The sequence below is a fragment of the Bacillus sp. E214 genome, assembly GCF_008087365.1.
Taxonomy (GTDB): domain Bacteria; phylum Bacillota; class Bacilli; order Bacillales; family Pradoshiaceae; genus Pradoshia.
Genome location: NZ_VENN01000002.1, coordinates 637,512 through 660,201 on the forward strand (window position 1 = coordinate 637,512; position 22,690 = coordinate 660,201).

Annotated in this window: 26 protein-coding genes, 1 tRNA gene, 1 rRNA gene, 1 pseudogene and 1 riboswitch; of the genes and pseudogenes, 21 read left to right on the forward strand and 8 right to left on the reverse strand. The window is 37.5% G+C overall.

From position 1 onward, the window contains the following. Positions 1–283: 283 nt before the first annotated feature. Both FHY47_RS12295 and FHY47_RS12300 read left to right on the forward strand, forming a co-directional pair. The gene (locus FHY47_RS12295; protein ID WP_148630743.1) at positions 284–1,321 is read left to right on the forward strand and encodes a siderophore ABC transporter substrate-binding protein; all 1,038 of its coding nucleotides are present in this window, start codon (positions 284–286) and stop codon (positions 1,319–1,321) included. A gap of 61 nt (positions 1,322–1,382) precedes the next feature. After that, positions 1,383–1,715: an antibiotic biosynthesis monooxygenase family protein gene (locus FHY47_RS12300; protein ID WP_066106747.1), complete on the forward strand. Its 333-nt coding sequence runs from the start codon at positions 1,383–1,385 to the stop codon at positions 1,713–1,715. 131 nt (positions 1,716–1,846) lie between these two features. On the opposite strand, the gene FHY47_RS12305 is transcribed toward FHY47_RS12300, so the two are convergent. Then, positions 1,847–2,536: a polysaccharide deacetylase family protein gene (locus FHY47_RS12305; protein WP_148630745.1), complete on the reverse strand. Its 690-nt coding sequence runs from the start codon at positions 2,534–2,536 to the stop codon at positions 1,847–1,849. Between the two features lie 150 nt (positions 2,537–2,686). Here FHY47_RS12305 and FHY47_RS12310 point away from each other — a divergent pair, with 150 nt between their 5' ends. The 9 genes and pseudogenes from FHY47_RS12310 to FHY47_RS12350 all read left to right on the forward strand — a co-directional run bounded on the left by FHY47_RS12310 (position 2,687) and on the right by FHY47_RS12350 (position 11,271). After that, the gene (locus FHY47_RS12310; RefSeq protein ID WP_139892327.1) at positions 2,687–2,989 is read left to right on the forward strand and encodes a DUF6509 family protein; all 303 of its coding nucleotides are present in this window, start codon (positions 2,687–2,689) and stop codon (positions 2,987–2,989) included. A gap of 26 nt (positions 2,990–3,015) precedes the next feature. Beyond that, positions 3,016–3,209, forward strand: a riboswitch (cobalamin riboswitch). A gap of 110 nt (positions 3,210–3,319) precedes the next feature. Continuing rightward, entirely contained in the window at positions 3,320–4,285 is a 966-nt protein-coding gene (locus FHY47_RS12315) for an ABC transporter substrate-binding protein (RefSeq protein ID WP_139892328.1), read from the forward strand. A gap of 152 nt (positions 4,286–4,437) precedes the next feature. Next, complete coding sequence (locus FHY47_RS12320) at positions 4,438–5,049, forward strand: TetR/AcrR family transcriptional regulator (protein WP_077248123.1); 612 nt, start codon at positions 4,438–4,440, stop codon at positions 5,047–5,049. A 29-nt stretch (positions 5,050–5,078) separates the two neighbouring features. Further along, positions 5,079–6,251: an acyl-CoA dehydrogenase family protein gene (locus tag FHY47_RS12325; protein WP_148630748.1), complete on the forward strand. Its 1,173-nt coding sequence runs from the start codon at positions 5,079–5,081 to the stop codon at positions 6,249–6,251. Further along, entirely contained in the window at positions 6,211–7,428 is a 1,218-nt protein-coding gene (locus FHY47_RS12330) for an acyl-CoA dehydrogenase family protein (protein WP_148630750.1), read from the forward strand. Before FHY47_RS12325 ends, FHY47_RS12330 begins: the two co-directional genes overlap by 41 nt. Positions 7,429–7,541: 113 nt before the next feature. Continuing rightward, the gene (locus FHY47_RS12335; protein WP_066106771.1) at positions 7,542–7,907 is read left to right on the forward strand and encodes an SCP2 sterol-binding domain-containing protein; all 366 of its coding nucleotides are present in this window, start codon (positions 7,542–7,544) and stop codon (positions 7,905–7,907) included. Between the two features lie 345 nt (positions 7,908–8,252). Then, positions 8,253–10,130 (forward strand): AMP-dependent synthetase/ligase, encoded by a 1,878-nt coding sequence (locus tag FHY47_RS12340; RefSeq protein ID WP_148630752.1) that lies wholly within the window; start codon positions 8,253–8,255, stop codon positions 10,128–10,130. Positions 10,131–10,165: 35 nt separating this feature from the next. Further along, positions 10,166–10,492 (forward strand): annotated as a pseudogene (locus tag FHY47_RS12345) (steroid 3-ketoacyl-CoA thiolase); the annotation flags it as partial. Beyond that, entirely contained in the window at positions 10,492–11,271 is a 780-nt protein-coding gene (locus FHY47_RS12350; RefSeq protein WP_140461696.1) for an enoyl-CoA hydratase/isomerase family protein, read from the forward strand. The pseudogene FHY47_RS12345 and the gene FHY47_RS12350, both read left to right, overlap by 1 nt. A gap of 91 nt (positions 11,272–11,362) precedes the next feature. Here FHY47_RS12350 and FHY47_RS12355 read toward each other — a convergent pair whose 3' ends face one another. Beyond that, positions 11,363–11,836 (reverse strand): hypothetical protein, encoded by a 474-nt coding sequence (locus tag FHY47_RS12355; RefSeq protein WP_139892333.1) that lies wholly within the window; start codon positions 11,834–11,836, stop codon positions 11,363–11,365. A gap of 114 nt (positions 11,837–11,950) precedes the next feature. Here FHY47_RS12355 and FHY47_RS12360 point away from each other — a divergent pair, with 114 nt between their 5' ends. Then, on the forward strand, positions 11,951–12,148 hold the full coding sequence (locus FHY47_RS12360; RefSeq protein ID WP_139892334.1) for a YwbE family protein: 198 nt from the start codon (positions 11,951–11,953) through the stop codon (positions 12,146–12,148). 80 nt (positions 12,149–12,228) lie between these two features. On the opposite strand, the gene FHY47_RS12365 is transcribed toward FHY47_RS12360, so the two are convergent. Beyond that, positions 12,229–12,966 (reverse strand): YqcI/YcgG family protein, encoded by a 738-nt coding sequence (locus FHY47_RS12365; RefSeq protein ID WP_139892335.1) that lies wholly within the window; start codon positions 12,964–12,966, stop codon positions 12,229–12,231. Between the two features lie 185 nt (positions 12,967–13,151). Continuing rightward, positions 13,152–13,649, reverse strand: coding sequence for a cupin domain-containing protein (locus FHY47_RS12370; protein WP_066106790.1), 498 nt, complete (start codon positions 13,647–13,649; stop codon positions 13,152–13,154). Between the two features lie 441 nt (positions 13,650–14,090). Here FHY47_RS12370 and FHY47_RS12375 point away from each other — a divergent pair, with 441 nt between their 5' ends. Further along, positions 14,091–14,621, forward strand: a complete 531-nt coding sequence (locus FHY47_RS12375; protein ID WP_066106793.1) for an HD domain-containing protein — start codon at positions 14,091–14,093, stop codon at positions 14,619–14,621. A 183-nt stretch (positions 14,622–14,804) separates the two neighbouring features. Next, the gene (locus FHY47_RS12380; protein WP_066106796.1) at positions 14,805–15,611 is read left to right on the forward strand and encodes a formate/nitrite transporter family protein; all 807 of its coding nucleotides are present in this window, start codon (positions 14,805–14,807) and stop codon (positions 15,609–15,611) included. 304 nt (positions 15,612–15,915) lie between these two features. Here FHY47_RS12380 and FHY47_RS12385 read toward each other — a convergent pair whose 3' ends face one another. Then, a complete protein-coding gene (locus FHY47_RS12385) occupies positions 15,916–16,122 on the reverse strand; it encodes a hypothetical protein (protein WP_066106799.1) in 207 nt (68 codons plus the stop codon). A 138-nt stretch (positions 16,123–16,260) separates the two neighbouring features. Here FHY47_RS12385 and FHY47_RS12390 point away from each other — a divergent pair, with 138 nt between their 5' ends. Then, the gene (locus FHY47_RS12390; RefSeq protein ID WP_180349988.1) at positions 16,261–16,770 is read left to right on the forward strand and encodes a GNAT family N-acetyltransferase; all 510 of its coding nucleotides are present in this window, start codon (positions 16,261–16,263) and stop codon (positions 16,768–16,770) included. 254 nt (positions 16,771–17,024) lie between these two features. Here the strand turns inward: FHY47_RS12390 and FHY47_RS12395 are convergent, their stop codons facing one another. After that, positions 17,025–17,630 carry a hypothetical protein gene (locus tag FHY47_RS12395; protein ID WP_139892338.1) on the reverse strand — a complete coding sequence of 202 codons (606 nt, stop codon included), beginning with the start codon at positions 17,628–17,630 and terminating at the stop codon, positions 17,025–17,027. A 216-nt stretch (positions 17,631–17,846) separates the two neighbouring features. On the opposite strand from FHY47_RS12395, the gene FHY47_RS12400 reads away from it, so the two are divergent. The 4 genes from FHY47_RS12400 (at position 17,847) to FHY47_RS12415 (ending at position 19,409) form a co-directional block, all read left to right on the forward strand. Next, positions 17,847–18,026 carry a hypothetical protein gene (locus FHY47_RS12400; protein WP_066106805.1) on the forward strand — a complete coding sequence of 60 codons (180 nt, stop codon included), beginning with the start codon at positions 17,847–17,849 and terminating at the stop codon, positions 18,024–18,026. A 204-nt stretch (positions 18,027–18,230) separates the two neighbouring features. Beyond that, a complete protein-coding gene (locus FHY47_RS12405; protein WP_395940470.1) occupies positions 18,231–18,728 on the forward strand; it encodes a kinase in 498 nt (165 codons plus the stop codon). 170 nt (positions 18,729–18,898) lie between these two features. Further along, entirely contained in the window at positions 18,899–19,204 is a 306-nt protein-coding gene (locus tag FHY47_RS12410; protein WP_066106813.1) for a hypothetical protein, read from the forward strand. A gap of 1 nt (position 19,205) precedes the next feature. Next, a complete protein-coding gene (locus FHY47_RS12415) occupies positions 19,206–19,409 on the forward strand; it encodes a helix-turn-helix transcriptional regulator (RefSeq protein WP_066106817.1) in 204 nt (67 codons plus the stop codon). A 408-nt stretch (positions 19,410–19,817) separates the two neighbouring features. On the opposite strand, the gene FHY47_RS12420 is transcribed toward FHY47_RS12415, so the two are convergent. Further along, a tRNA-Ala gene (locus FHY47_RS12420) sits at positions 19,818–19,889 on the reverse strand. A 165-nt stretch (positions 19,890–20,054) separates the two neighbouring features. After that, positions 20,055–20,750 (reverse strand): MgtC/SapB family protein, encoded by a 696-nt coding sequence (locus FHY47_RS12425; RefSeq protein WP_066106820.1) that lies wholly within the window; start codon positions 20,748–20,750, stop codon positions 20,055–20,057. A gap of 120 nt (positions 20,751–20,870) precedes the next feature. Between FHY47_RS12425 and FHY47_RS12430 the strand changes: the two genes are divergently transcribed. Together FHY47_RS12430 and FHY47_RS12435 are read left to right on the forward strand one after the other, a co-directional pair. Next, on the forward strand, positions 20,871–21,776 hold the full coding sequence (locus tag FHY47_RS12430; protein ID WP_066106823.1) for a DMT family transporter: 906 nt from the start codon (positions 20,871–20,873) through the stop codon (positions 21,774–21,776). 596 nt (positions 21,777–22,372) lie between these two features. Beyond that, positions 22,373–22,690: ribosomal RNA gene (locus tag FHY47_RS12435) — 16S ribosomal RNA — on the forward strand; the annotation flags it as partial.

Consider the following 22,690-nt stretch of genomic DNA (forward strand, 5'->3'; position numbering starts at 1 on the left):
AGACTCCAAAATAGCTGTTATTTTGGAGTCTTTTTTTATAGTATTTCTTTTGCTGAGCACATTTCTAACTGATATTTAACTTTTCAAGGAGAGAATATCTCGAGAATGATACGAAATCATCCATGTCTAATTCTCGTTAGGTCAGATAGGAAAAATAAAATTATTTATCAAACACTTCAAAAGAGTTGACATATTTTGTGATTCTCATTTAGAATGATAATGTCGATTGAAAATGATAATCGTTTTCAATTACCAACAGCGTATTTTAGGAGGAGAACAAAGGATGAAGAAATGGAAAATTTTAACTGCTTTGGCAGCGTTAACATTAATGTTGACAGCTTGTAACTCAGGTGACGAGTCAACAACAGGGGAGTCTTCTGAGACAAAACCAACAGAAGAAAAAGAAACTGTCGAAAGTTCTAAATTTCCAATGACAGTATCTTCCTTAACAGAATCACGTGAAGATGAAGAAAAGGGTACGACAACTACATTTGAAGAAGTAAAATTAGATAAAATGCCAGAACGCATTATTGCTCTGGATTATGGCTTTTTAGATACACTTGATGCATTAGGTGTTGGAGGAATCGTAGGCGTAGCTGCTGGTGGCGGTAAAGGAAATATGCCAGCGCATTTAAAAGAAAAATATGTTGCTGAGGGTGTTGCCGATGTTGGTACACTAAAGCAAATCGATTTTGAAGCAGTAGCAGCTGCTGAGCCGGATGTTATTTTCATCTCTGGTCGTCAAACACCATTTTATGAACAATTAAAAGAAATCACACCTAACGTTATTTTCATTGGTTCTGACAATGATAATTACATAGAGGCTGTATATGAAACAGTTGATTTAGCAGCTCAAATCTTTGATAAAGAAGAAAAAGGCAAAGAATTGAAAGCTTCATTACAAGAAAAAGTTGATGCAGTAAAAGAAAAAGCTGCTGGTTATGAAAATGCATTGGTAGCGATGTACAATGACAAGAAAATCTCCGGTTTCGACAATGGTGAAGATTCACGTTTCGCATATGTATATAATGACTTTGGCTTCAAGCCAGCAACAACTGATATCGAAGCATCTTCCCACGGTTCTGATTTCTCTTATGAGTCAATCCTTTCTGTTGATCCAGAAGTATTGTTAATTATCGACCGTACTGCTTCTGATGTAGAAACAATTAAAAAAGATATTGAAAATGATATTATCAAAAAAACCAGTGCTTACAAAGAAGGCAAAATTGTCTATTTAGACGGTGTTAACTGGTACTTCTCAAGTAACGGTGTAACGACTGAAGCAGAAAAATTAGATGAAATCTTAAATGAATTAAAATAATCTTCATAACAAGGAGCATGTCTCAAGTGGGGCATGCTCCTTTAATAAGGGGCGATTATGTATGTTTGTTCAAATCCGTAAGTGGATAGTGACAGAGGGAAATTCAGACAAGATATTGGAACGCTTCAAAAAGAAGCCAGATCAAGGTCCGTCGTTAATTGAGCAGCGTGAAGGCTTTATAAGTCGGGAGTTATTAGTGAAAAAAACAACGCGTGGGGAAGAAGAAGTTGTCATGATTATCCGCTGGGAATCAGAGGAAGCATGGAAAGCATGGGAAAAGAGCCCTGAGCATATCGCTGGCCATAAAGCGAAAATCAAGGAGCACGGAGGTAAGCCCCCAAAGCCAGAATACGTAATCAATATGGAACATGGCAATTACCTTGTAGTCGAATAATAAAAAACAAAACGCCCCTACCTGAAAGGGCGTTTGTTTTATAATGTAAACCTTATTTCAGGTTAGAAAAGAAGCGTTACAGAATAATGGACAGCATTTGCGATTTGAACTGATAGGAGTATTTATCATTTTTAAAATATAAAAGTTGGTGTGGACTCATCCATTATTTTAAAGGTGTATCCCTTATGTTTCAGACGGCGAATGATTTCCGGAAGCCCATCCACGATTGTTGTATTGCCGTTAAAATCATGCAGGAGGATATAGAGATTTTCTTTTTCACCTACCCCTTGCATAATTAATTTAAGTAATTTTTTTTCTGGAATTGGAGGATTTAATCCATCGTTAGCATCGCAGTTCCAATCATAATATTTATATCCTCTTTTTATTACCTCAGTCTTTAATTGATCCATTAAATCAGTCCCGGCATATTGTTTTGCGACATAGTTATTGGAGCCGCCGGGGAATCGTAGGATTTTCGGGCTTACGCCTACTTCCCTTTCCAAAAATTCTTCCAGTTGAGTAATGTCTTTAAAAAAAGTATCCTTGGATCGATAGATTTTGGAATAATTATGAGAATAGGAATGCAGTCCAAGAGCGTGTCCATTTTTTACGATATCTTTATATAAATACATATGTCCCGGGCTGGCTGTTCCCGTTACAAAAAAGGTTGCCTTAACATCCTGAACTTTGAGGATATCGAGGATTTCCTGTGTGATGTTTGAGGGACCATCATCAAAACTGAGGTAGGCTGTCTTTGCAAATGTTTCAGATGGAATAAGAAGCTGGATAATGAGCAATGTGAGAACAGATAGAGTACGCATAATAAACTCCTATGGATTAAGTGATTTTAATATAGTTTTTGATTCTTGTTAAAAAATATTCCTAAACGGAGTTGAATAATTGGGTAAAATGTTTAATAAAGAGATTGAACATGTATAATAGACATAAGCATTTTAGAAAGGTTGATAAAGATGATCGAGATACAAAGTTATACAGTTGAGAAACTGGAAGACCCGTTTGGTATCCTTTCTGGAGAAAGGTTCGAATATGTACTGGAGATTTCCGTTCCCGAGGAAGATGAACTATATACCGATAAGGGTCTTCTGTTGCGTGTTATATATGTAATGGATGAAAATCAGGACCAAATTTCAAAATATGAGTTTATAGAAAGTGAAACACAAAGTATTTTGGATTTTGAGCTTGAGGAAGATGAATTATCGATGGTTTTACAATTTTGCAGGGAACATACTGATGTTGAATATGAAGAAGAATGAAGATAGCTGATTATATAAAAAATATAAATATTGAATAGTGTAAGAGTGCCTTATTTATTAGGATAATAGGGAAACCGGTGCAAATCCGGTGCAGCCCCCGCTACTGTATACGCGGATGAAATGATTTGTAAACCACCGGCTCTTTGTTTAGAGCATGGGAAGGTAAATCAGAGTAAATTGATGCGTCAGCCAGGAGACCTGCTCTTTCTTTTGTATGTACTATTTTTCGGAGGGAAAAGTAGGCGTCCAATCCTGTTATTTTAATGTGGATTTTCGCCTTAGCTTTTTTCGAGCTAAGGCTTTTTTATTATGTTGGAAAGGGGAATAACTATGCTAAAAAAGCAAAACTATTTATTTTTATTTATGCTAATGCTTACGCTATCTATGTTAATGTTTGGGTGTTCGTCAACTGAAGATGACTCAAACCAGAAGAAAGAGGTTTCTGAATCAACGTCCACAGCCTTTCCTGTTGAGGTAAGGGATGGATCCGGAGAAAGCATCAAGATTGAGGAAAAGCCGGACACGATCGTATCCTTGCTGCCAAGCAATACTGAAACGGCCTATGCACTAGGTCTTGGAGAGAAAATCATTGGTGTATCAGATTATTGTAATTTTCCTACAGAAGCTGCTGACAAACCTAAGGTCGGCGGGTTAGAAATCAATATTGAAAAAGTGTTGGAATTAAATCCGGATCTTTTATTGCTTTCTGCCAGTCATTTTAATAATGCTAAGGATACCATTAAACAATTCCAGACAGCTGGTATTGATGTTATTATCGTACCTGACGCGAATTCGTTTGATGGTGCATATGGAACAATTGAATTGATTGCTAAAGCAACCGGAACATCAGACAAAGCTGATGAAATTATTTCGGATATGAAAAAAGAAGTAGCAGAAATTAAAGAGAAAGCAAGTGCTATAAAAGATAAGAAGAAGGTTTGGATTGAAGTATCTTCCTCACCGGATTTATATACAGCGGCTAACGGAACCTATATAGACGAAATGCTTGATATCATTCAGGCAGAGAATATTGCCGCTGATCAAGAGGGTTGGGTAACAATGAATGAAGAACAAGTCATTGATCGCAATCCTGATGTTATTCTTACTACATATGGCTATTATATTGAAAATCCAGAAGAAAAGGTATATGGAAGAAAAGCTTGGTCCGAGGTACCTGCCGTTCAAAATAAGCAGGTTTATGATGTAGATAATGACACAGTGTCAAGACCGGGACCACGTTTAACAGAAGGCTTGCAATTGATAGCTGAAAAAATCTATCCTGAAATATTTAAATAAACATTTTCATTTAAGAGCCGCCCATTTTACTTTGGGAGGCTCTTTTTTTGTTGAAGAAAATAAATTAAATTTTCTAACAATTTTGTTGGAATTTCCCTTTTGAGTAGGTATGATGATACCAATACGTATTCGTACTCACACATGGGATTGGAATGATAAGAATGTTATATGTAAATGACCTGCCGACCGAAGCAAGAGATAAAATGCTATATGCAGCCCTCCAATTATTCACTACAAGAGGTTACAAGAATACATCAGTTCTGGACATAGTTGAGTATGCACATGTCTCGAAAACAACGTTCTACCAACAATTCGGCAATAAAGAGACTTTGATTGTTGCGCTTTGTGAAAGTTTGATTGGAGAAGTTGCAGAAGAGATTAAGCTTGCGGCTTTACGGGAACCACGAATTGGTTATAAAGCATATGCCGGAATTTTTCGCTATTTGGAAATTTGCTTTTCCAATAAGGCTGTTGCCAATTTTATTTTACTCGAATCAGTCGGAGTTTCATTCGAAGTAGAACTGGTCAGACGAGAAGCACTTAAAAGTTTCGCAGATCTCATCTTTGTTTTTGCCTATCGGGAGTTTCCGGAGAATGTGAATGAACAGGAAGTTAGGATCATCTCTCAGGCAATGGTTGGAGCAATCAATGAGGTCGTCATTCAAAAATTCCGGGAACCAAATCACCAAAAGACAGATGTAGAATATCTTGCTAGATTATTAAACCGATTGGTCATGCGCTCATTTAGCAGTCTCTCAAATTAATAAACTATTGATATGAAGGAGGGAGAAAGTTGGTTTCTTTTTTACCAAGTGAGGAAGAAAAGGCATTTGTTGATGTAGCAAAGGATTTTGCAATTCAAAAGATCCGTCCCTATGCCAGGCAAACGGAAAAAAATCAGGGTGTAAGTGAGGACGTGGTCAGAAAGTTGAGTGACCTTGGATTATTAAATTTGGAACTGCCTGAATCATACGGTGGCCTGGAATTGCCGCTCGTTTCCCAGGTACAGATTGTTGAGGCGCTTGCTTATGGTGACCTTGATACTATTCAGGGGCTTCCAGGAGCCGGGGAGGGAGCATCGTTTATTCGACTAAAAGAGGATCATAACGCATTTTCTTTTTATCAAACTCAGTGTGAAACGGGAATTTGCCCAACAGTCGCCTTTGTTTATCCCAATCAACATAAACTCCAAATTAAAAAAATAGACAATGGATACATCATTGATGGAGAAACGAGTCCGCTGAAAAATGCCAGAAAGGCTGAATATCTATTAATTGCAGGAACTGCTACTAATGGTGAAGCGGTGTTGTTCTGGATAGATCAAGACAATAATCATTCTTGGAGAGTGCTTGACGGTGATTATCGCTTGGGGCTATTGAGTGCCGGCTTTTCGAGAATTCAGCTTAAAGAAGTAAGCGTTTCCAAAAACAATATTTTGGCTAGTGGTGCCGAAGCTGAAACTTGGATGGATCAATCATTGAGCCGTGTACGTACGTTAGAGGCTGCAAAAGAAATTGGTGTTATGGCAGCTGCCCTTGATTACACAGTTGAATATACCTCCCAGAGAAAAGCGTTTGGGGTAGAAATCGCAAAATTCCAGGGTGTTTCTTTTAACCTTGCACAAATGGCTATCCAGACGGGTGCAGCAAGGCATCTTGTTTTATATGCGGCAAAACAAATTGATGAAGGTGAAACTGATGCTGTTTTCCACAGTATCCAGGCACTTAAAAAAGCCCATCAATCGCTTCGATATGTAACAGATTCAGCTGTACAGCTCCTTGGTGGGCATGGATATGTTCAGGACCATCCTGTTGAGAAGTGGATGAGGGACGCTCAGGCACAAGTCGGTTGGTTTGAACAAGAGGGCGATTTAGAAATCAGGGCAGGAAACTGGATCATGTATGGTAAGGAGAGGGGGATGAGTAATGATCACATACGAGTTGACGCCACATCAAAGTCAAGTTAAGGAAGTGGTCCATTGGTTTGCTGAAAATGAAATGCGACCGGTATCCATGATTGCCGATCAATTAAAGAAAGTACCGGATGATTGGCTGGATAAAGTAAATCAACTCGGAATTTCTTTAAGCATGTCTTCTTTTGGAGAGTCCAATGATGATAAAAAGAAAAAAGATTTTAAAAAAGCGAAGGAGCGCCAAGGAAATCGATTGAGAGTCATTGCCTCTGAGGAATTAGGCTGGGGAGATTGCGCGATTGCCTTGACGCTACCCGGGCCAGGGCTTGGAGGTCCGCCTGTTCAGCATAGCGGCACACCGGAACAAAAGGAACGTTTTTTATCCATTTTCTCCAGAGATGAGAAACCGAAGTGGGGAGCATATGCTTTGACTGAACCAGAGGCAGGTTCTGATGTATCCGGTTTACAGACGACAGCTGTTAAAGTGGACGGCGGTTATGTGATAAACGGGCAGAAGATATTTATTACAAATGGCAAAAGAGCTTCCTGGGTTGTTGTATTTGCTACGGTAGACCGCAATTTAGGTAGGGCTGGTCACCGGGCATTTGTTATAGAAAAAGGTACACCCGGCTTCTCATGCTCGAGATTGGCGGAAAAAATGGGTCTTCGTGCTTCTGAAACAGCAGAACTTGTGTTTGAGGATTGCTTTGTTCCGGATGAAAACCTTTTAGGTGGAGAAGAGGCCTATGTCAATAAAGCGAATGGATCAGGTGGCTTCAGGGTTGCTATGAAAACATTCGACAACACAAGACCCATAATAGCAGCCATGGCTACCGGAATTGCAAGAGCGTCCTATGAATATACATTGGATTTTGTAAAAAGAGAATATCCTCAGCACGGCAATCATTATCATCAAGCCCTGAGACTCTTCTCAGAGATGCAGCAAAAAATTCAGGGAGCTCGTCTGTTAACCTGGGAAGCTGCCTGGAAAGCAGATTTGGGAAAAGCGAATGCAAAAGAAGCAGCCATGTGTAAGGCCTATGGTGGAAAGATTGCTTTGGAGGTTACTTCAGCCTGTCAGGAAATACTCGGTCCATATGGTCTTGAGGGACATCTAGTCGAGAAATTATATCGTGACGCAAAAATTTATGACATTTTTGAAGGGACTAATCAAATTCAGCAATTAATTATTGCGCGTCATCTGTATGAACCATATGGTATTCGTGTGTAATGATTTTATAAATACGTTCAGGAGGTGGTGAAACGACAGGACAAAAATGCTGCATCTAAATAAAACTGAAAAATCAAAAAATATCCTTTAATAATAAAGGGAGGAATTTTAAAATGGGAAAAGCAATTGAAGATTATACATTAAGAGAGTCTTTTGAAAAAATTGAGGAAGCACTTAAAAACGATCCTCAGCCAATTCAAGGAATTACGACACGCTATCAATTCACAATCACCGGTTCCGAAGAAGGAATCTATCAGCTTAATATACACGATGGTCAGGCAGAGGTAGTCGAAGGAGAAGAAACACCAGCGGATTGTACACTCACCATGTCTGTCGAAAACTTCCGCCAATTCCTTCTCGGCAAACTAAACGGAACCGTAGCCTTCATGTCCGGCAAACTAAAAATCAAAGGCGACATCGGAAAAGCAATCAAACTAGAAGGAATACTGAAACAATATAACGTAAAGGAATATTTATAAGAAAGGCTGCGGCGACTGTTCAGCTCCGACAAGCATAAGAGGAGTCACGTAGGGAGGTGTTCTCCCTCCAGCAGTGGCTACACTTATGACTCGAGGAGCTAGGAGCCGAAGCTAGATCTCAAGAAAGGCTGGAGTGGCTTGCTCAAAAGCGAGGAGCATAAGACAGAGGCTCGTAGGGGATGAACTTTCCCCGCAGAGGCTATGCTTATGTCCGAGCTTTTAGCCACGGAAGCTAGATCTCGCTAAAAACGGAGACCATGTAAGGTGGACCAAAGACTAAAAACGCCACATCGTGTGGCAACGTCTTCGTGACCCTACGACGTGTAGGCCTAAGGGAGGTGTTTTATGAAACCTGCAAATTTGGTAGAGATGGTTTGGAGAACAGCCGAAAAAAATTCACAAAAGAATGGTTTTTTGGTTAAAGTAGCAGGTGAATATAAGGGGATCACATACAGGGATTTTTGGATACAGGTTTCACAAACGGCTGCCGGACTGGCACATTATGGGGTTGGCTTTGGTGATCATGTAGCCATATTATCTGATAATAATCCTTACTGGGCTATAAGCGATATAGCGATTATGAGTTTGGGTGCAGTCAGTGTGCCAATCCATTCAACTTTACCATCTGATCAGATTTCTGACATTCTCAGTAATGCAGACTGTAAGTTTCTTTTTGTAGAAAATCAAAAGCAACTGCAAAAGATTCTTGCTAATTCTACTCTCGATAAACTGATTATCTTTTATCCCAGTGATTCCTTAGCAGAAAAGAAAGAAGATATGCTGACAATGGAACAATTAATGTCAGCAGGTGAAAAACATCCTTTAGTTAACTGGGAAGATGGGTTCCAGGCAATAACAAGAGATGATTTAGCAACGATTATTCATACCTCGGGAACAACTGGTTATCCAAAAGGTGCAATGTTAACGCATGGAAATATTTTATCAAATGTTGAAGGCGTTCAATTTTGGGTGTTGGAAGCCCGGCCTGACGACATCATGTTATCCCACTTACCACTATCCCACATATTTGAACGTATGGCAGGTCAATTTTTTCCTTTGTCAGTTGGTGCAACAATTGCTTATGCAGAAAATATTGATACCGTACAACAAAACCTTCTAGAAGTACAACCTACCATCCTAGTCAGTGTCCCATTGTTATTTGAAAAAGTATATGCCCAGGCTCAAAAGATGGTCGAATCCGGTACCCCTATTCGCAGAAAAATTTTTGACTGGGCACTTAAAGTCGGAAATACAAGATATAAATATTATTTATCCAGTGCTACAGATGTAATGGTTCGTAAAAGTGAACTACCGAAAGAGTTTAGGAGAAAGTGGAAAATAGCTGATAAACTTGTCTACCAAAAAGTAAAAAAACAATTGGGTGGAAGAATCAGAGGCTTTATATCAGGCGGAGGAGCTTTAAATCCAGAAATCGGGAAGTTTTTCTGGAGTGTTGATCTTCCGGTCCTTGAAGGATATGGCCTGACAGAAACCTCCCCCGTTATCTGCGTAAATCCGTTTTCCAGAACCAAAGTTGGAACAGTAGGAAAACCATTGCCGAACCTGGACGTCCATATCTCAGATGATGGTGAGGTACTTGTTAAAGGCCCAAGTATCATGAAAGGTTACTATCATGATGAAGAGGCTACCAAGGAACACTTTGAAAATGGGTGGTTCAAGACTGGCGATATAGGCGAGTTTGATGAAGATGGCTTCTTAAGAATTGTGGATCGAAAGAAGCGGATTATAGTACTTACTTCGGGGATAAATGTGGCTCCACAGCCTGTGGAAAATGCACTTCACCAAAGTATTTATATAGAAAATGCCGTTTTGGTTGGACAAAATCAGAAGTATGTAATCGTCTTATTAACTCTAAATTATGAAAATCTTAAGAGCTGGTGCAAAAGGAAGGGCATTCGTGGTTCTGTCAATGAGTTGGTTACGAATAAAAAAGTACAGGAATTGATTACGAGAGAAGTAAAATCCAATACTCATAAATTCGCACGCTATGAACAGCCCAAAAAACTAATCATTGTAACGAAAGAATGGACTGTGGAGGGTGGGGAGATGACTCCGTCCTTAAAGGTACGTTTTAAAGAAATAGAAGAAAAGTATAAAGAAGTTATTGAACAAATGTATGAAGAAGACGCATATGCAGAGATCGAGGTAGCTGCTAATGAAGTAGCAGTTGGCCTGTCATTGCCTAAATCGAAAGGAGATTAATAAGTATGTCATTTTCACTGGAAGGAAAAGTAGCTCTTGTTACCGGTGCTATTATCCCGGCAACACAAAAGGTATTGGATAAGGCAGGTCTTTCCATGGATGATATCGATATTTTTGAAGTGAATGAAGCCTTTGCTTCAGTTGTATTAGCATGGGCGAAAGAGCTGAAACCAGACATGGATAAAGTAAATCCGAATGGAGGAGCGATCGCATTGGGCCATCCTCTGGGCGCAAGCGGAGCTCGTCTTATAGCTACTTTACTTAATGAATTGGAAAGAACAAACGGAAGATTCGGACTTGCAACCATGTGTATCGGTTTTGGTCAGGCAATTGCCGTAATACTGGAAAGGGAGGTAGGGTAATGGGGCAAAATTGTTTGTTGGAAGTAACAGATAGGGTGGCAATCATTACGATCAATCGACCTCCCCTAAATACATTGAGCAGAGATACATTATATGAGATTGGCACCTATTTGGATGATATCGAAAACAATCATACAATTAGAGCTATTATAATAACCGGAGCAGGAGAAAAATCTTTTTCAGCTGGTGCAGATGTAAATGAATTTGCAGATTTAGCGGATCCGGAAAAAGCGAGGGCAACGATTCAAGGGATGCATGATCTATTTAACCGAATTGAGTCTTTCTCTAAACCTATCATTGCAAGCATAAACGGTCGTGCGCTGGGTGGTGGGAATGAATTGCAAATGGCTTGCCACTTGGTAATAGCTGCAGACACAGCAGAGTTTGCTCTTCCAGAAATAAAGCTCGGAATTATGCCTGGCTATGGGGGGACCCAACGGCTGCCAAGATTGATTGGCCGCAGGCGGGCTCTTGAATTAATCTTAAGTGGTGAAAAAATTTCGGCGATAAAAGCATTGGAGTATGGTTTAATCAACAAAGTTGTGCCTGCTAAAATGCTGAAGTATGAAACTTTAGCGATTGCAGCCAATTTAGCTGAAGGGCCGCCGCTTGCGCTTAAAGGGATCCTTGATTCTGTGGGGAGAGGTACAGAAGTTTCCTTAGAAGATGGAATCTCAATTGAACTAGAGAATATGCTGAAAATAGCCCGTTCGGAGGATGCGATGGAGGGAATCAGTGCCTTCTTTATGAAGCGAAAGGCAGAGTTTTCAGGTAAATAAATTAGATAGTGTCTGCATGGTCCGTTTATTTGTTGGATTAAATAGGAACAGCCCATTGGATTATGGATTACCAACGGGCTGTTAGGTTCGTTTACTTTACTTTATGGAATCCTTCTTCCATTAAATAAGATTTTGCTTCATTGTAGGATGGGAATGTGCCATCTAGGTTTAAGCCAGCATATACATTCCACATATCCTCTTCTGCTATAACGGTAAGAGTATGTCCTTCGTTATTCCTCCAGATTTCTTCTTCACCTGCTATATCGCCAGCATAATCTTCATAAGGATCAGTAGATAGAAGCTCTATGGATTTAGCTATGATAGTTTCTAATTGCTCAGCGGAAAAATCCTTGATATTCACCAATCCCTTTTGACCCACACGGTACCCAGGAATGCCTTCTGCATAAACGAAACCATTACCGTTTGGATGCAGGTGATAAACAACATTCGATTTATCTAATTTGCTTTCAGGATATTGATAGTTGATACGCCCAAGTGAAACATTTTTACGTTCGAGTTCCTTAAAGGACTCTATAATTGCAATTTTTTCTTCAAAAGTTAACATATTGCCTCCAAAAAAGTGGATTTTACTATTTGTCCATTATACCATTAGTGGATAGATTACGTTATGCTCAATGAATGTATTTATGGATCGAGATAAATAAGGGAGGTTAGAAAAATGAACAATGGAAAGAATCGTAGTGATATACGAGCAGGACTGGAAGTCGATATCGTGTTAAAAAAAGACCAGCGCTCAGGTGCATTAACTCGCGGTATCGTTAAAGATATTTTAACCAATTCAGCAACACATCCGCATGGCATTAAGGTACGGTTAACGGATGGTCAGGTAGGACGGGTTCAGCAGATTATTAAATAATGTATCGAATCTTGAAGGCGTACAAGCTCCCACTCTATAAAAAAGAAGCTGATTCAATGATCAGCTTCTTTTTTATATGATTATGAATCTTTATGGTGAAATGGACATTTCCCAGCGATTGGTTCTATATCATCACCGATAAAGTATTGCTTCCATTCATTATGGTTTTGATCCCCATAATGACTGATATCCGGATGCTTAGGGAGCTGATCCCATTTCTCTACTCGTTCACGAACTTTCTCTCTGGACATGATTCCGCCTTTTTCAGTCCCTTCAAGTCCTTCAAAAATCATTCGCGGTTGAAAGCCAAGAACTAAACTATTACCGAGGTCACGGGTTTTCCGTTGCTTGTAGGCAGGGCAATTGCCGAAGATAAAGAATGGTTCACCTGCAAAGTGAAAGTCCCAAAGGAAATGTTCAGGATCCTTCGGTTTATCCTCAGGCCAAAGCTTCGGATCATGCTCGTGTAAATACTGTAGGATTCTCCAAAAATAATCTCTATAGTAAGGGATATCGCGTTCCTCTTTTTCAGGTTCAACAAAAACAAATAAACCGTGTCTTATATGAGGTGGATTCTTAAATAGTTCAAGAAAGCTTTCTACTGCTTTTGGAAGAGAGGACCAATCATTATGAGTCATATACGCATAACGGAGTTCTCCTTTATTTTCTGCTTTCATACCAAAGTAACATGGAAATGTTGGGTTTGTAACAATGTTATGAAATGTTTGGTATTCTTCTGTTACCCATTGTGGTACTATTTGTGGATTGGTCATATCTTGTTTTTCTAATAAACTTAAATTTGTTTTTGTATCCGGCATATAATAATTCCCCTATATATTCATTTTAGTAAGTTCTTTATTCCCTATTAATAGTCTTTGAAACATTTTGAAAGACAGTAAAATATTGTTTTGCGGAACGCTAAAAAATCAGGAGATTAATCGCTGAACAATTTAAAGTCACACTACTTTATCAAACGGTATAACATGCATATCTTCTTTTGAAATTATACCTGCCACTCTTTTATCAGAGGACCATCCTTACCGTTAATAGGATCAGTCTTTGGGATGGGAACCTTGCTAATTTCCTCTAATACTTCAGGACGTTCATTTTCTTTCCCGTATTTAGTGTTATAGTCCATCCCATTTGGATAAGCTCCAACGACAGAAAAGTCAGAGCTGGCTCTAAGGCGTTTATGGCCGGTTCCGGCTGGAAGAATAATCACATCACCTGACTGAACATGAATCTTCCTTCCTGTTTCACCGCCAATCATAAGGGTGGCTTCACCTCTAATAACCCCTAGTACCTCATGAGAATTACTGTGATAATGATGATAGTCAAATACCCCATTTGTCCAACTATTTAGCCATTGATTTTCATTAAATAGGCTTTCCATAGTGGATTCAGGGCTGTCTACAGCTTGATCATATAGAATGACTGGTAAGTTTGGATTATTAGGTATCCTACCATCATCCTCGAAGAAAAAAGTTTGATACTGATTCATTTGTACTCCTCCTCCTGTATTCACAAAATTCCCTTTTTAGATGATGATAAACAAGTCAACCTGGATATTTTTGTATGGGAGTTTTTCGGAAATACTTATGTTTTTTCTAAACTAGTATCTGCCCAACTACGAATTTTGCCGTTTTTAAAGACAGGGCATGAACATACAATAATGAATAATAACTTGGTCCATGTTAATATCTTGACAAGCTGCCACGGTTTTCCATGATTAGCGATAATACTAGCCATAAAGTGCAAAAGAATGAATGCGAATAAGGGTGTAAAGGAAGGCTAATTGTAAAATTTCGTTTAAAAGTACAGAAACAAGATAATTTTATAGAATAATAAATTCCTTTTAAACAGTGAAGTATCTATGCTATAATGCACAAAAATATATATTTATCTCTATAAATATACAAAAATAACCAGGGAGGGAGACCTTATGAGAGAAGTAACTTTACTTGATATATTTGAGCATCGCATTGCTCAAAAATATTTAAATCGTTCTGGCTTGGCACATGCAATTGCCGTTGCTTACCATGCCTTTCATTTAGCGAAAGAACAGAATATCGATGTCGATTCTGCAGCAAAAGCAGGTCTGCTCCATGACATTGGACATTTTACTTGGTACCGTAATGGTAAATGGGATTATGATTTATATAGAAAGAACGATATACATCCAATTAAGGGCGCTGAAAGAGCGCATAAATTATTAATAAGGCTTGGTGAAAATCCGGTTCAGGCGAAAACGATCTCCCTCGCAATTTTATTTCATACAGATTCCTTTTTACCTTCAAATGATATTGTTAGAACACCTCTTCAACAGATTGTTAAATGGGCAGATGAAAAAGATGAAGAGGAAGGCGGCCTTCACCATTATCGGAAGATTGAGTATGAAAGAGCGAAAGCCAGTATTATAAAACTCGATTCCATGATTGATGAAGAATTAAAAGAACATAAAAAAATGATATAAATTAAATCCCCATCTGTAAAAAACGGAGGGGATTTTTTAGTTAACATCATTAGAATTTGAATTATTCATAAAATGTTCTCTTTAAGCATTTCTAAAATACGAATATAATAAACTTGGATAGATTGATAATTATTTCCATATGATGATGTGGAAGACGTATTACATAGATTGGAGAGAACATACATGAGTTTCAAAACTCCACAGGAAATTGCCATAGCAGCAGTAGAAGCAGGTGTGAAGAAGACCAGTTTACCTTTAACAAATTTATTACTATTGGGATTTTTGGGCGGTGCTTATATATCTGTGGGTTATTTACTATATATCCGAGTAACCGCAAGCTTGCCTGAAGACTGGGGGACCTTTGGAACATTTATTGGTGCATCTGTTTTCCCACTTGGACTTATTTTAATTTTAATTGCAGGCGGAGAATTATTGACTGGTAATATGATGGCAGTGCCAATGGCCTGGCTTGCCAAACGGATTCCTTTCTCACGATTAGTTCACAATTGGTTTTGGATTACGATTAGCAACTTCGCAGGTGCTATTTTTGTAGCTTATTTCTTTGGCCACTTAGGAGAGTTTACAGCCAGCGGTGTCTTTCTCGAAAAAACGGTGGACGTGGCTGCTCATAAAATAGATGTTGATTTTTGGCCGGCTCTTATTTCAGGTGTTGGTTGTAACTGGCTTGTGGCATTAGGTGTTTGGCTTTCATACAGTGCAAACGATATCGCAGGAAAAATAGCAGGGATATGGTTTCCAATCATGGCATTTGTAGCAATTGGCTTTCAGCACGTAGTAGCGAATATGTTTGTGATTCCGGCAGCAATATTTGAAGGTTATTTTACCTGGATGGATTATTTTAATAACTTTGTACCTGTCTTTTTGGGGAATGCCATAGGCGGATCTATTCTTGTTGCTTTTGTTTACTGGAAATCCTATCAATCCTATATAAACCCTACCACCAAGAAAATAAAATCGGAAAGTATGTAACAATTGTGAGAGGCAGTCGGTCGTTTCACTATATGATACTCCTATAAAAACACTTAGATTTAATAAAATCCGTGTTTTTATTTCATCTGTTCCATTTTGGGCTAGATAATCATGCCGATCAACGCCATCCCATATTTATAAAAGTGTAGTAGTATTACTGCATAACCATGTTACCTAAATATGAAGAAAAAGGGCTAAACAACATAGCGCCTTTTTCAAGTTTGCAGTCAAGAATATTATTTTGTTATTTAAGCCTATGATGAACGAGGGAATCAAGATAGCCTGTCTTATATTAAAAAACAGTTCAATCTTCTTCACTCTGTCGGGCAGCCCATAGAACAATGGCTAATATCATAAACAATATTTCCATTAAAGGATCGTTTGTTACGGCTTTTAATAGCACTAAAAGGATGACCCCGTTTACAGGATTTTCGTCTGTCAGCATAATCACAATAATATCCAGCAGCGGGAGGGCGAAATCCAATATATTTAAGTCATTTTCAGATTCCATTCTTACAGTCCCTTCCGTTTTTTTATCATCGTATTCGAAATAAATGAAGAAGTGCGTTTTTGCTGAGACAAAGGGCGTAGGAAAAGAGCGTGGCAGGATACATATCTAAATAATTAGAAGCAAGTGGAGAGTGATAATTTGAGTATTGAATTGCTCAAGGCAGATGAAAAGGATGCAGCAGCTTTATTTGCCATCCAACGCAAATCGTTCATGCCTTTATTAGAAAAATATAAGGATTACGATACGAATCCTGCAAATGAAAAAGTAGATCGGCTGATCCTACGATTAAACAATCCTAATGGTGTATTTTATAAAATTATGTTCAATAAACAGCTAGTTGGAGCCATTAATATTCTGTGGAGAGAGGGGACCGAAGAATATAAAATCAGTCCCATGTTCATTTTACCTGAATATCAGGGGATGGGAATTGCACAGGAAACAATAAAAATCATTGAAGATTATTATTGCAAAGCAAAAAGCTGGGAACTGGCCACGATAAAAGAAGAAGAACGGAATTGTCATCTATATGAAAAAATGGGTTATATAAATACCGGTGAACTCCGAAAATTAAATGAGAATACAACACTGATTTTCTATAAAAAGCTTATGGAAGAGCAAGCAGTAGGTCATAAAAGTGAAGAAAGATAATTAATCAATTGTATTCAAATCTGGGGAAAGGCTATTTATACCTTCTTTAAAAATAAGTTGTTATCTCCCCTTAACTGAAGATTCTCGGTGTTTTATCGAGATGAAATTTTTTTAAAATAAATTGCTCCGAAGAGGAAATAGTATAAGAGAGGGAACCAATTGAATTGTTTTACGAAAAGCAGAATTTGTATAGTGGAAATACTATTCATTCATGAAAAGAGCTGCCTTCATCGGGAAGACAGCTTAAAATTGGCTTACTTATTCTCTTCTGTTTTATTCTCATCTGTTTGGATATCATCCGGATAAACGATGGTATCAAATGTTTTGGAGGTTTCTTCGTTCTTTAGCTGGAAGGTAACCTTATAATCATCTTCATTTACACCATTAAATAATTGATAGTACAGTGATTGATAAGCTAAATTGAAGAAGGCAAATCCGTCCATACTGCTGTTTTCATAAAGCTCCTGATCCATTTTAATCGTATACTCTGTAAATGATTTATTGTGTTCTATCTTTTTAATTGAAGGAAAGTCTTCATCGGCTTCTATTTCTTTAATAGAAGTGTCTATTGTATCTCCCATCTCTTTCAGCATTTCCTTATGCTTAGATTTGGACATTTTATATGTAACCGATCCATCATCATTTACAATTACTTCTTTTACCCCGTCCTCTTTAGCCTCTTTCTTTAGTTTCACCATATCTGTGTCTTCAAAAAATGATGCAGGTAATGTCACTTCAACATTTACCATTCCCTTATTGACATCCACATTATCGGAATTTTTATTTTCCTCATCCTTTGATGAGCAAGCAACCAGCATAATACTCAATACTAATAGAAAGAGCAGTTTACCACTTTTCATTATGAACCCCCTGAGATGTAATTAATCCTTTATTAACGTAACAAATTTAATAGGTAGTATCTAAATATTCACCGAAAAATATATACTGAAGATTTTGGTAAATTAACTAATGTAATACTTATTTTATGGATAGTAAATAGATTTGATACACAAAAGCATTATAGATAATATAAGAAAAACTTCTATGTTAGAATAATCACAAAGGAGGCAGATGCTATGAATACAGTTCCCTTAATAATTGCTGTTATTGCAGGTATTCTTTATGGTTCCGTACGTTCCGTGAAAAATCAAAATAGTAAAGATGAATCTGCAAAGAAGGAAGCAGGCCTTTACTTACAAAGTATTGTGGTTTGTATCGCTGTTTATTTAATAGTGAGCTTCGTTCAGAGTATCTAAAGACTATACATATTCACTTAAGTAAGGATTTTGATCTAAATTTAAAAGACCGTTTAAGCAGTAGAGACATAAAGTCGCTTTCCTAATTTATAGGAGGCGACTTTTTTACTTAGATGATAAAAAGGAAAATGATTAATCATACCGAATTATTATTTTCATAAGAGGCTTATAGAGAAATAAAAAACATAATAGGGAATGGGATCGATGGAATCAAACTTAATTATTCTAAGAGGAAACTCCGGAAGTGGAAAAACAACCATTGCTAAAAGCATTCAAGATCAGTTAGGAAAAGGTACCCTGTTAGTTTCTCAAGATAATGTTCGGCGTGAGATGTTGAAGGTCGAGGATAGAGAAGGGAATCTTTCGATTGATTTGATTCGTCAAATTGCTGAGTATGGGAAAGGGAGATGTGAACACACCATTGTTGAAGGAATTCTGAATAAAAGTCGCTATGGTCAAATGCTAAATGACTTAATCCAGTTCTATGGCGGAAAGGCATATATCTTTTATTTTGACTTGTCATTCGAAGAAACGGTAAAACGTCATCTCTCACGTGATAAAAAGGAAGAGTTCGGTGTAGATGCTTTACGAAAATGGTGGACCCCAAATGATTATTTGGAAGTGGAAAATGAAGTGAAAGTAACAGGTCATTTAACACATACCGAGATAGTGGATTTGATTTTAATACAACTGCAAGAGTGATGATGATAGCAGGGAGTTAACCTATAGAATTGAGATACATTAGATCACTGCCTTTGAATAATCTATATTATTTAGAAGTCCGATATGTAAAAACTTTTTGACATTTATGATGAGTATGGATACAATGAAAATGTCAAAAGGTTTTTACATTTTCAAAGGAGCTGTCATTAATGGATTGGTTAGCTATCTTGCTGTTGTTTGTGATTTTAGCAATTTGTGTTTTACTCATCATCGTTACTCTTGTGTCATTACCTCAACTGGGTGATGAAAGAAAAGATTTTATTAAGATGAAAGCTCAGTCGTTTGCATTTGCAGGTGTTATTGGATATTTATTGATTAATCTTGTTGAATCTATTTATGTAACTTTCTGGACAGACAACACTTACGAAGGCATAAATCCATTTACTGCTCTTATAGGTATTTCTTTAGTGTATTTAATCTCACTACTATTTTGCAAAAAGAAATATGGTGGTTAAGTTGAAAAATCATATTAGAGAATTAAGAAAATCAGCAAAGCTATCTCAAGAAGAACTTGCTAAACTTTGCAATGTATCACGACAAACGATAAATGCGATTGAAAACGATAAATATGACCCTACATTACAATTGGCTTTTAGTATAGCTGCTGTATTAGATACAACAGTAGATGAATTATTTATAAATGAGGATATGGATATGTAATTTTAGACCTTAACTTAAATTAAGGTCTTTTTTTAAGTGCTTAGAAAGTCTTAGGAGTTAAAACCTGTATTCTGAATTTGACTCTCAGAAACCTTCTTTCAAGCAGAAGAAAAAGGAGCAACGACTGTAGCTCCTTAACAAATCATTATTAATTGTTTTTTATGTTATTTGGGGGGAATGGAAATGTACTCGCTGATCATTATGGCTGTAATAGAAAATAACTTAATAAATTCTAACTATACAGTAGTACATCTTCACTCATAATTGTTATGGAGGTCCGCTTTGAAGTTCTAAGGTCAAACGCCTAGTTAACAAATTGTGCACTAGTTGTGCAACTCAACCGATTCTTTGCATAGATGTCTCCTGTAAAAAAAGAAAAAACCCTTGATATACAAGGGTTTTCCGGTATGGAGCTAAGGGGATTCGAACCCCTGACCTCTTCGCTGCCAGCGAAGCATTCTCCCGCTGAACTATAGCCCCATAATAAGTAATAAAATTATGTACAACCTTATTTTAACTAATTTAATACGAATGTCAATCTTGTATGAAGTATTTTTGCTGAATCTTCTAACTTAACCAAGCTATAATGCAGGGTAAAAAAGAGTAGGAAAGAAACTGCCTATGCTTCTTTCCTGCTCCTATTGATTATGCATTTTCAATTTCAATGCTCATGACTCCATCGATAGAAGAAACGGAATAATAAACATCTGTAATTAGCCTTTTGCTGTCTATGGTGGTTCTTAAACGAATTTGATGACTGTTAGTCAGATCTTTTATGCGAACAGACTTAATTGAAATCTCTTTTTGTTCAATTAAATTTATAATTGGCGCTATACTGTCTTTTTCTGCAATAATTAACTGGAGGTTTAACTCTTTTTCTCTAAACTTTTTTGGCCCAATATAATTAAATAACATGGGCAGCAATTCAACGCTGATGATTAACAAAACTACACCTGCTATTGCTTCCATATAAAAACCTGCACCTACTGTAATCCCTATTCCGCCTGCTCCCCATATTAATGCTGCAGTAGTTAAACCAGATATACTGTCATTGCCTCTCCTTAATATAACGCCAGCTCCAATAAAACCAATTCCGGATACTATCTGGGCTGCAAGACGGAGCGGATCCATTGTTACTGTGACTCCATATGCTGATCCTTTTGCATTATATGCAGATTCAATAGAGACAATAGTTAATAAACAACTAACGATTGAGATTACTAGAGATGTTTTCAGACCAACAGGTTTTCTTTTGATTTCCCGTTCCAGTCCTATGATAAGCCCTAATACTGCTGATATGCATAATTTAATAATCATCTGTATATCAATTGAGAAATCCATATTGCCAACCTGCCTTTATAAGTTCTTCTATATAGAATAGAATATGAGACGGATCTGTTCCAGAATTATGAATTATGAATATTTATTTGTTTAAATTACAGTTAAAGGGTGGAATAATATATGACTCAGTCACTTTTTAAACCTTATCTTGCCATTGTTGTAGGAGTGATTGCTGTATCCTTCTCAGCGATACTTGTTCGCTATTCGGAAGCCGAGTCTGGTGTCATTGCTTTTTACCGCATGTTATTTTCCTGTTTAATTCTAATTCCGTACTTTTGTAGGGAGGCTGTTAAAGAGATAGGAAGGATTAATAAAAAAGATTGGGTATTATGTGCAGCGGCCGGAGCGTTTCTTGCTTTTCATTTTATTTTTTGGTTTGAGTCTCTTCGGTATACTTCAGTGGCTAATTCAACTGTCCTAGTCACAATGCAGCCTATATTTGCTTTTTTAGGTACCTATTTTTTATTTAAGGAACGAGTATCTATCGGTGGAGTCGTAAGTATTATTGTGGCGATTTCAGGCAGTATATTGATTAGTGCCAGCGATTTTTCGCATAATAAGGGAGCTTTGTTCGGAGATGTACTTGCCATAGTAGCTTGTGCTCTTGCAACAGCTTATTTCTTGATTGGACAAATGGTACGTAAAAGAATGGGGTTAACTGCTTACACTTTTATTGTATACGGTATTAGCGCAATTATATTATTGATCTATGTATTGGGGAGCGGCCAGGAGTTATTCGATTATCCTAAAAAAGAGTGGTACCTATTTATCTTGCTTGCAATCATTCCTACATTGTTGGGGCATTCACTTTTTAATTGGGCAATTGAATGGGTTAGTGCAACAAAAATATCGATGGCTATATTATTTGAACCAATAGGTGCGGCAGTATTGGCGTACTTTTTATTTAATGAAAGCCTATCTGCTATACAATTGTTTGGTGCAACATTAGTATTGGTGGGGTTATCTTTATTTATATTAATGAATAGAAGAAGAGACGCAATAGAGAATAGCGAAGTTAACTATTAATTGCATTGCAGGGCATCCAAGAAGGATGTCTCTGTTTTTTTAAAATATAATTGGTGTTGAACTTTTTCCGATTTTTAGTGTATTGTTGAAGGAATTCATTCTTATGAACATTAAAGGGCGTGCTTAGTGATCAGGATGGTTAGGCAAACAAACACTGCTAATCTTAATGAAGAGTTGTATGTCAATGTATTGGATATATGTGATTTTTATGATGTTATGTAGAAATAATATAAAAAAGCGAAAAAAAGTAAAAAAGTACTTGCATCCTAATAGTTGTCCATGATATATTAACTATCGTTCACTTCGTTGAACATTCGTTAAAAAAACTTTTAAAAAAAGTTGTTGACGAAAATAAGTTATTCTGATATATTATAAAAGTCGCTAACGCGAACGAGATAACAAGTTAAAATAAGTCAAAAAAACTTTTAAAAAAGTTGTTGACAAAGAAAAGTTATCTTGATATAATATAAAAGTCGCTAACACGACATACAGATTGTTCTTTGAAAACTAAACAAAACGAAACGCCAAGCAAGTCTAAAAATAAGAGATTTTTAAAATCTCGTCAATTTGCTTTAAAATTTAGCTAGATCAAACATCTTTCGGAGAGTTTGATCCTGGCTCAGGACGAACGCTGGCGGCGTGCCTAATACATGCAAGTCGAGCGAATCTGAGGGAGCTTGCTCCCAACGATTAGCGGCGGACGGGTGAGTAACACGTGGGCAACCTGCCCCTAAGATTGGGATAACTCCGGGAAACCGGTGCTAATACCGAATAGTTTCCAACACCTCATGGTGTTGGAAGGAAAGTTGGCTTCGGCTAACACTTAGGGATGGGCCCGCGGCGCATTAGCTAGTTGGTGAGGTAACGGCTCACCAAGGCAACGATGCGTAGCCGACCTGAGAGGGTGATCGGCC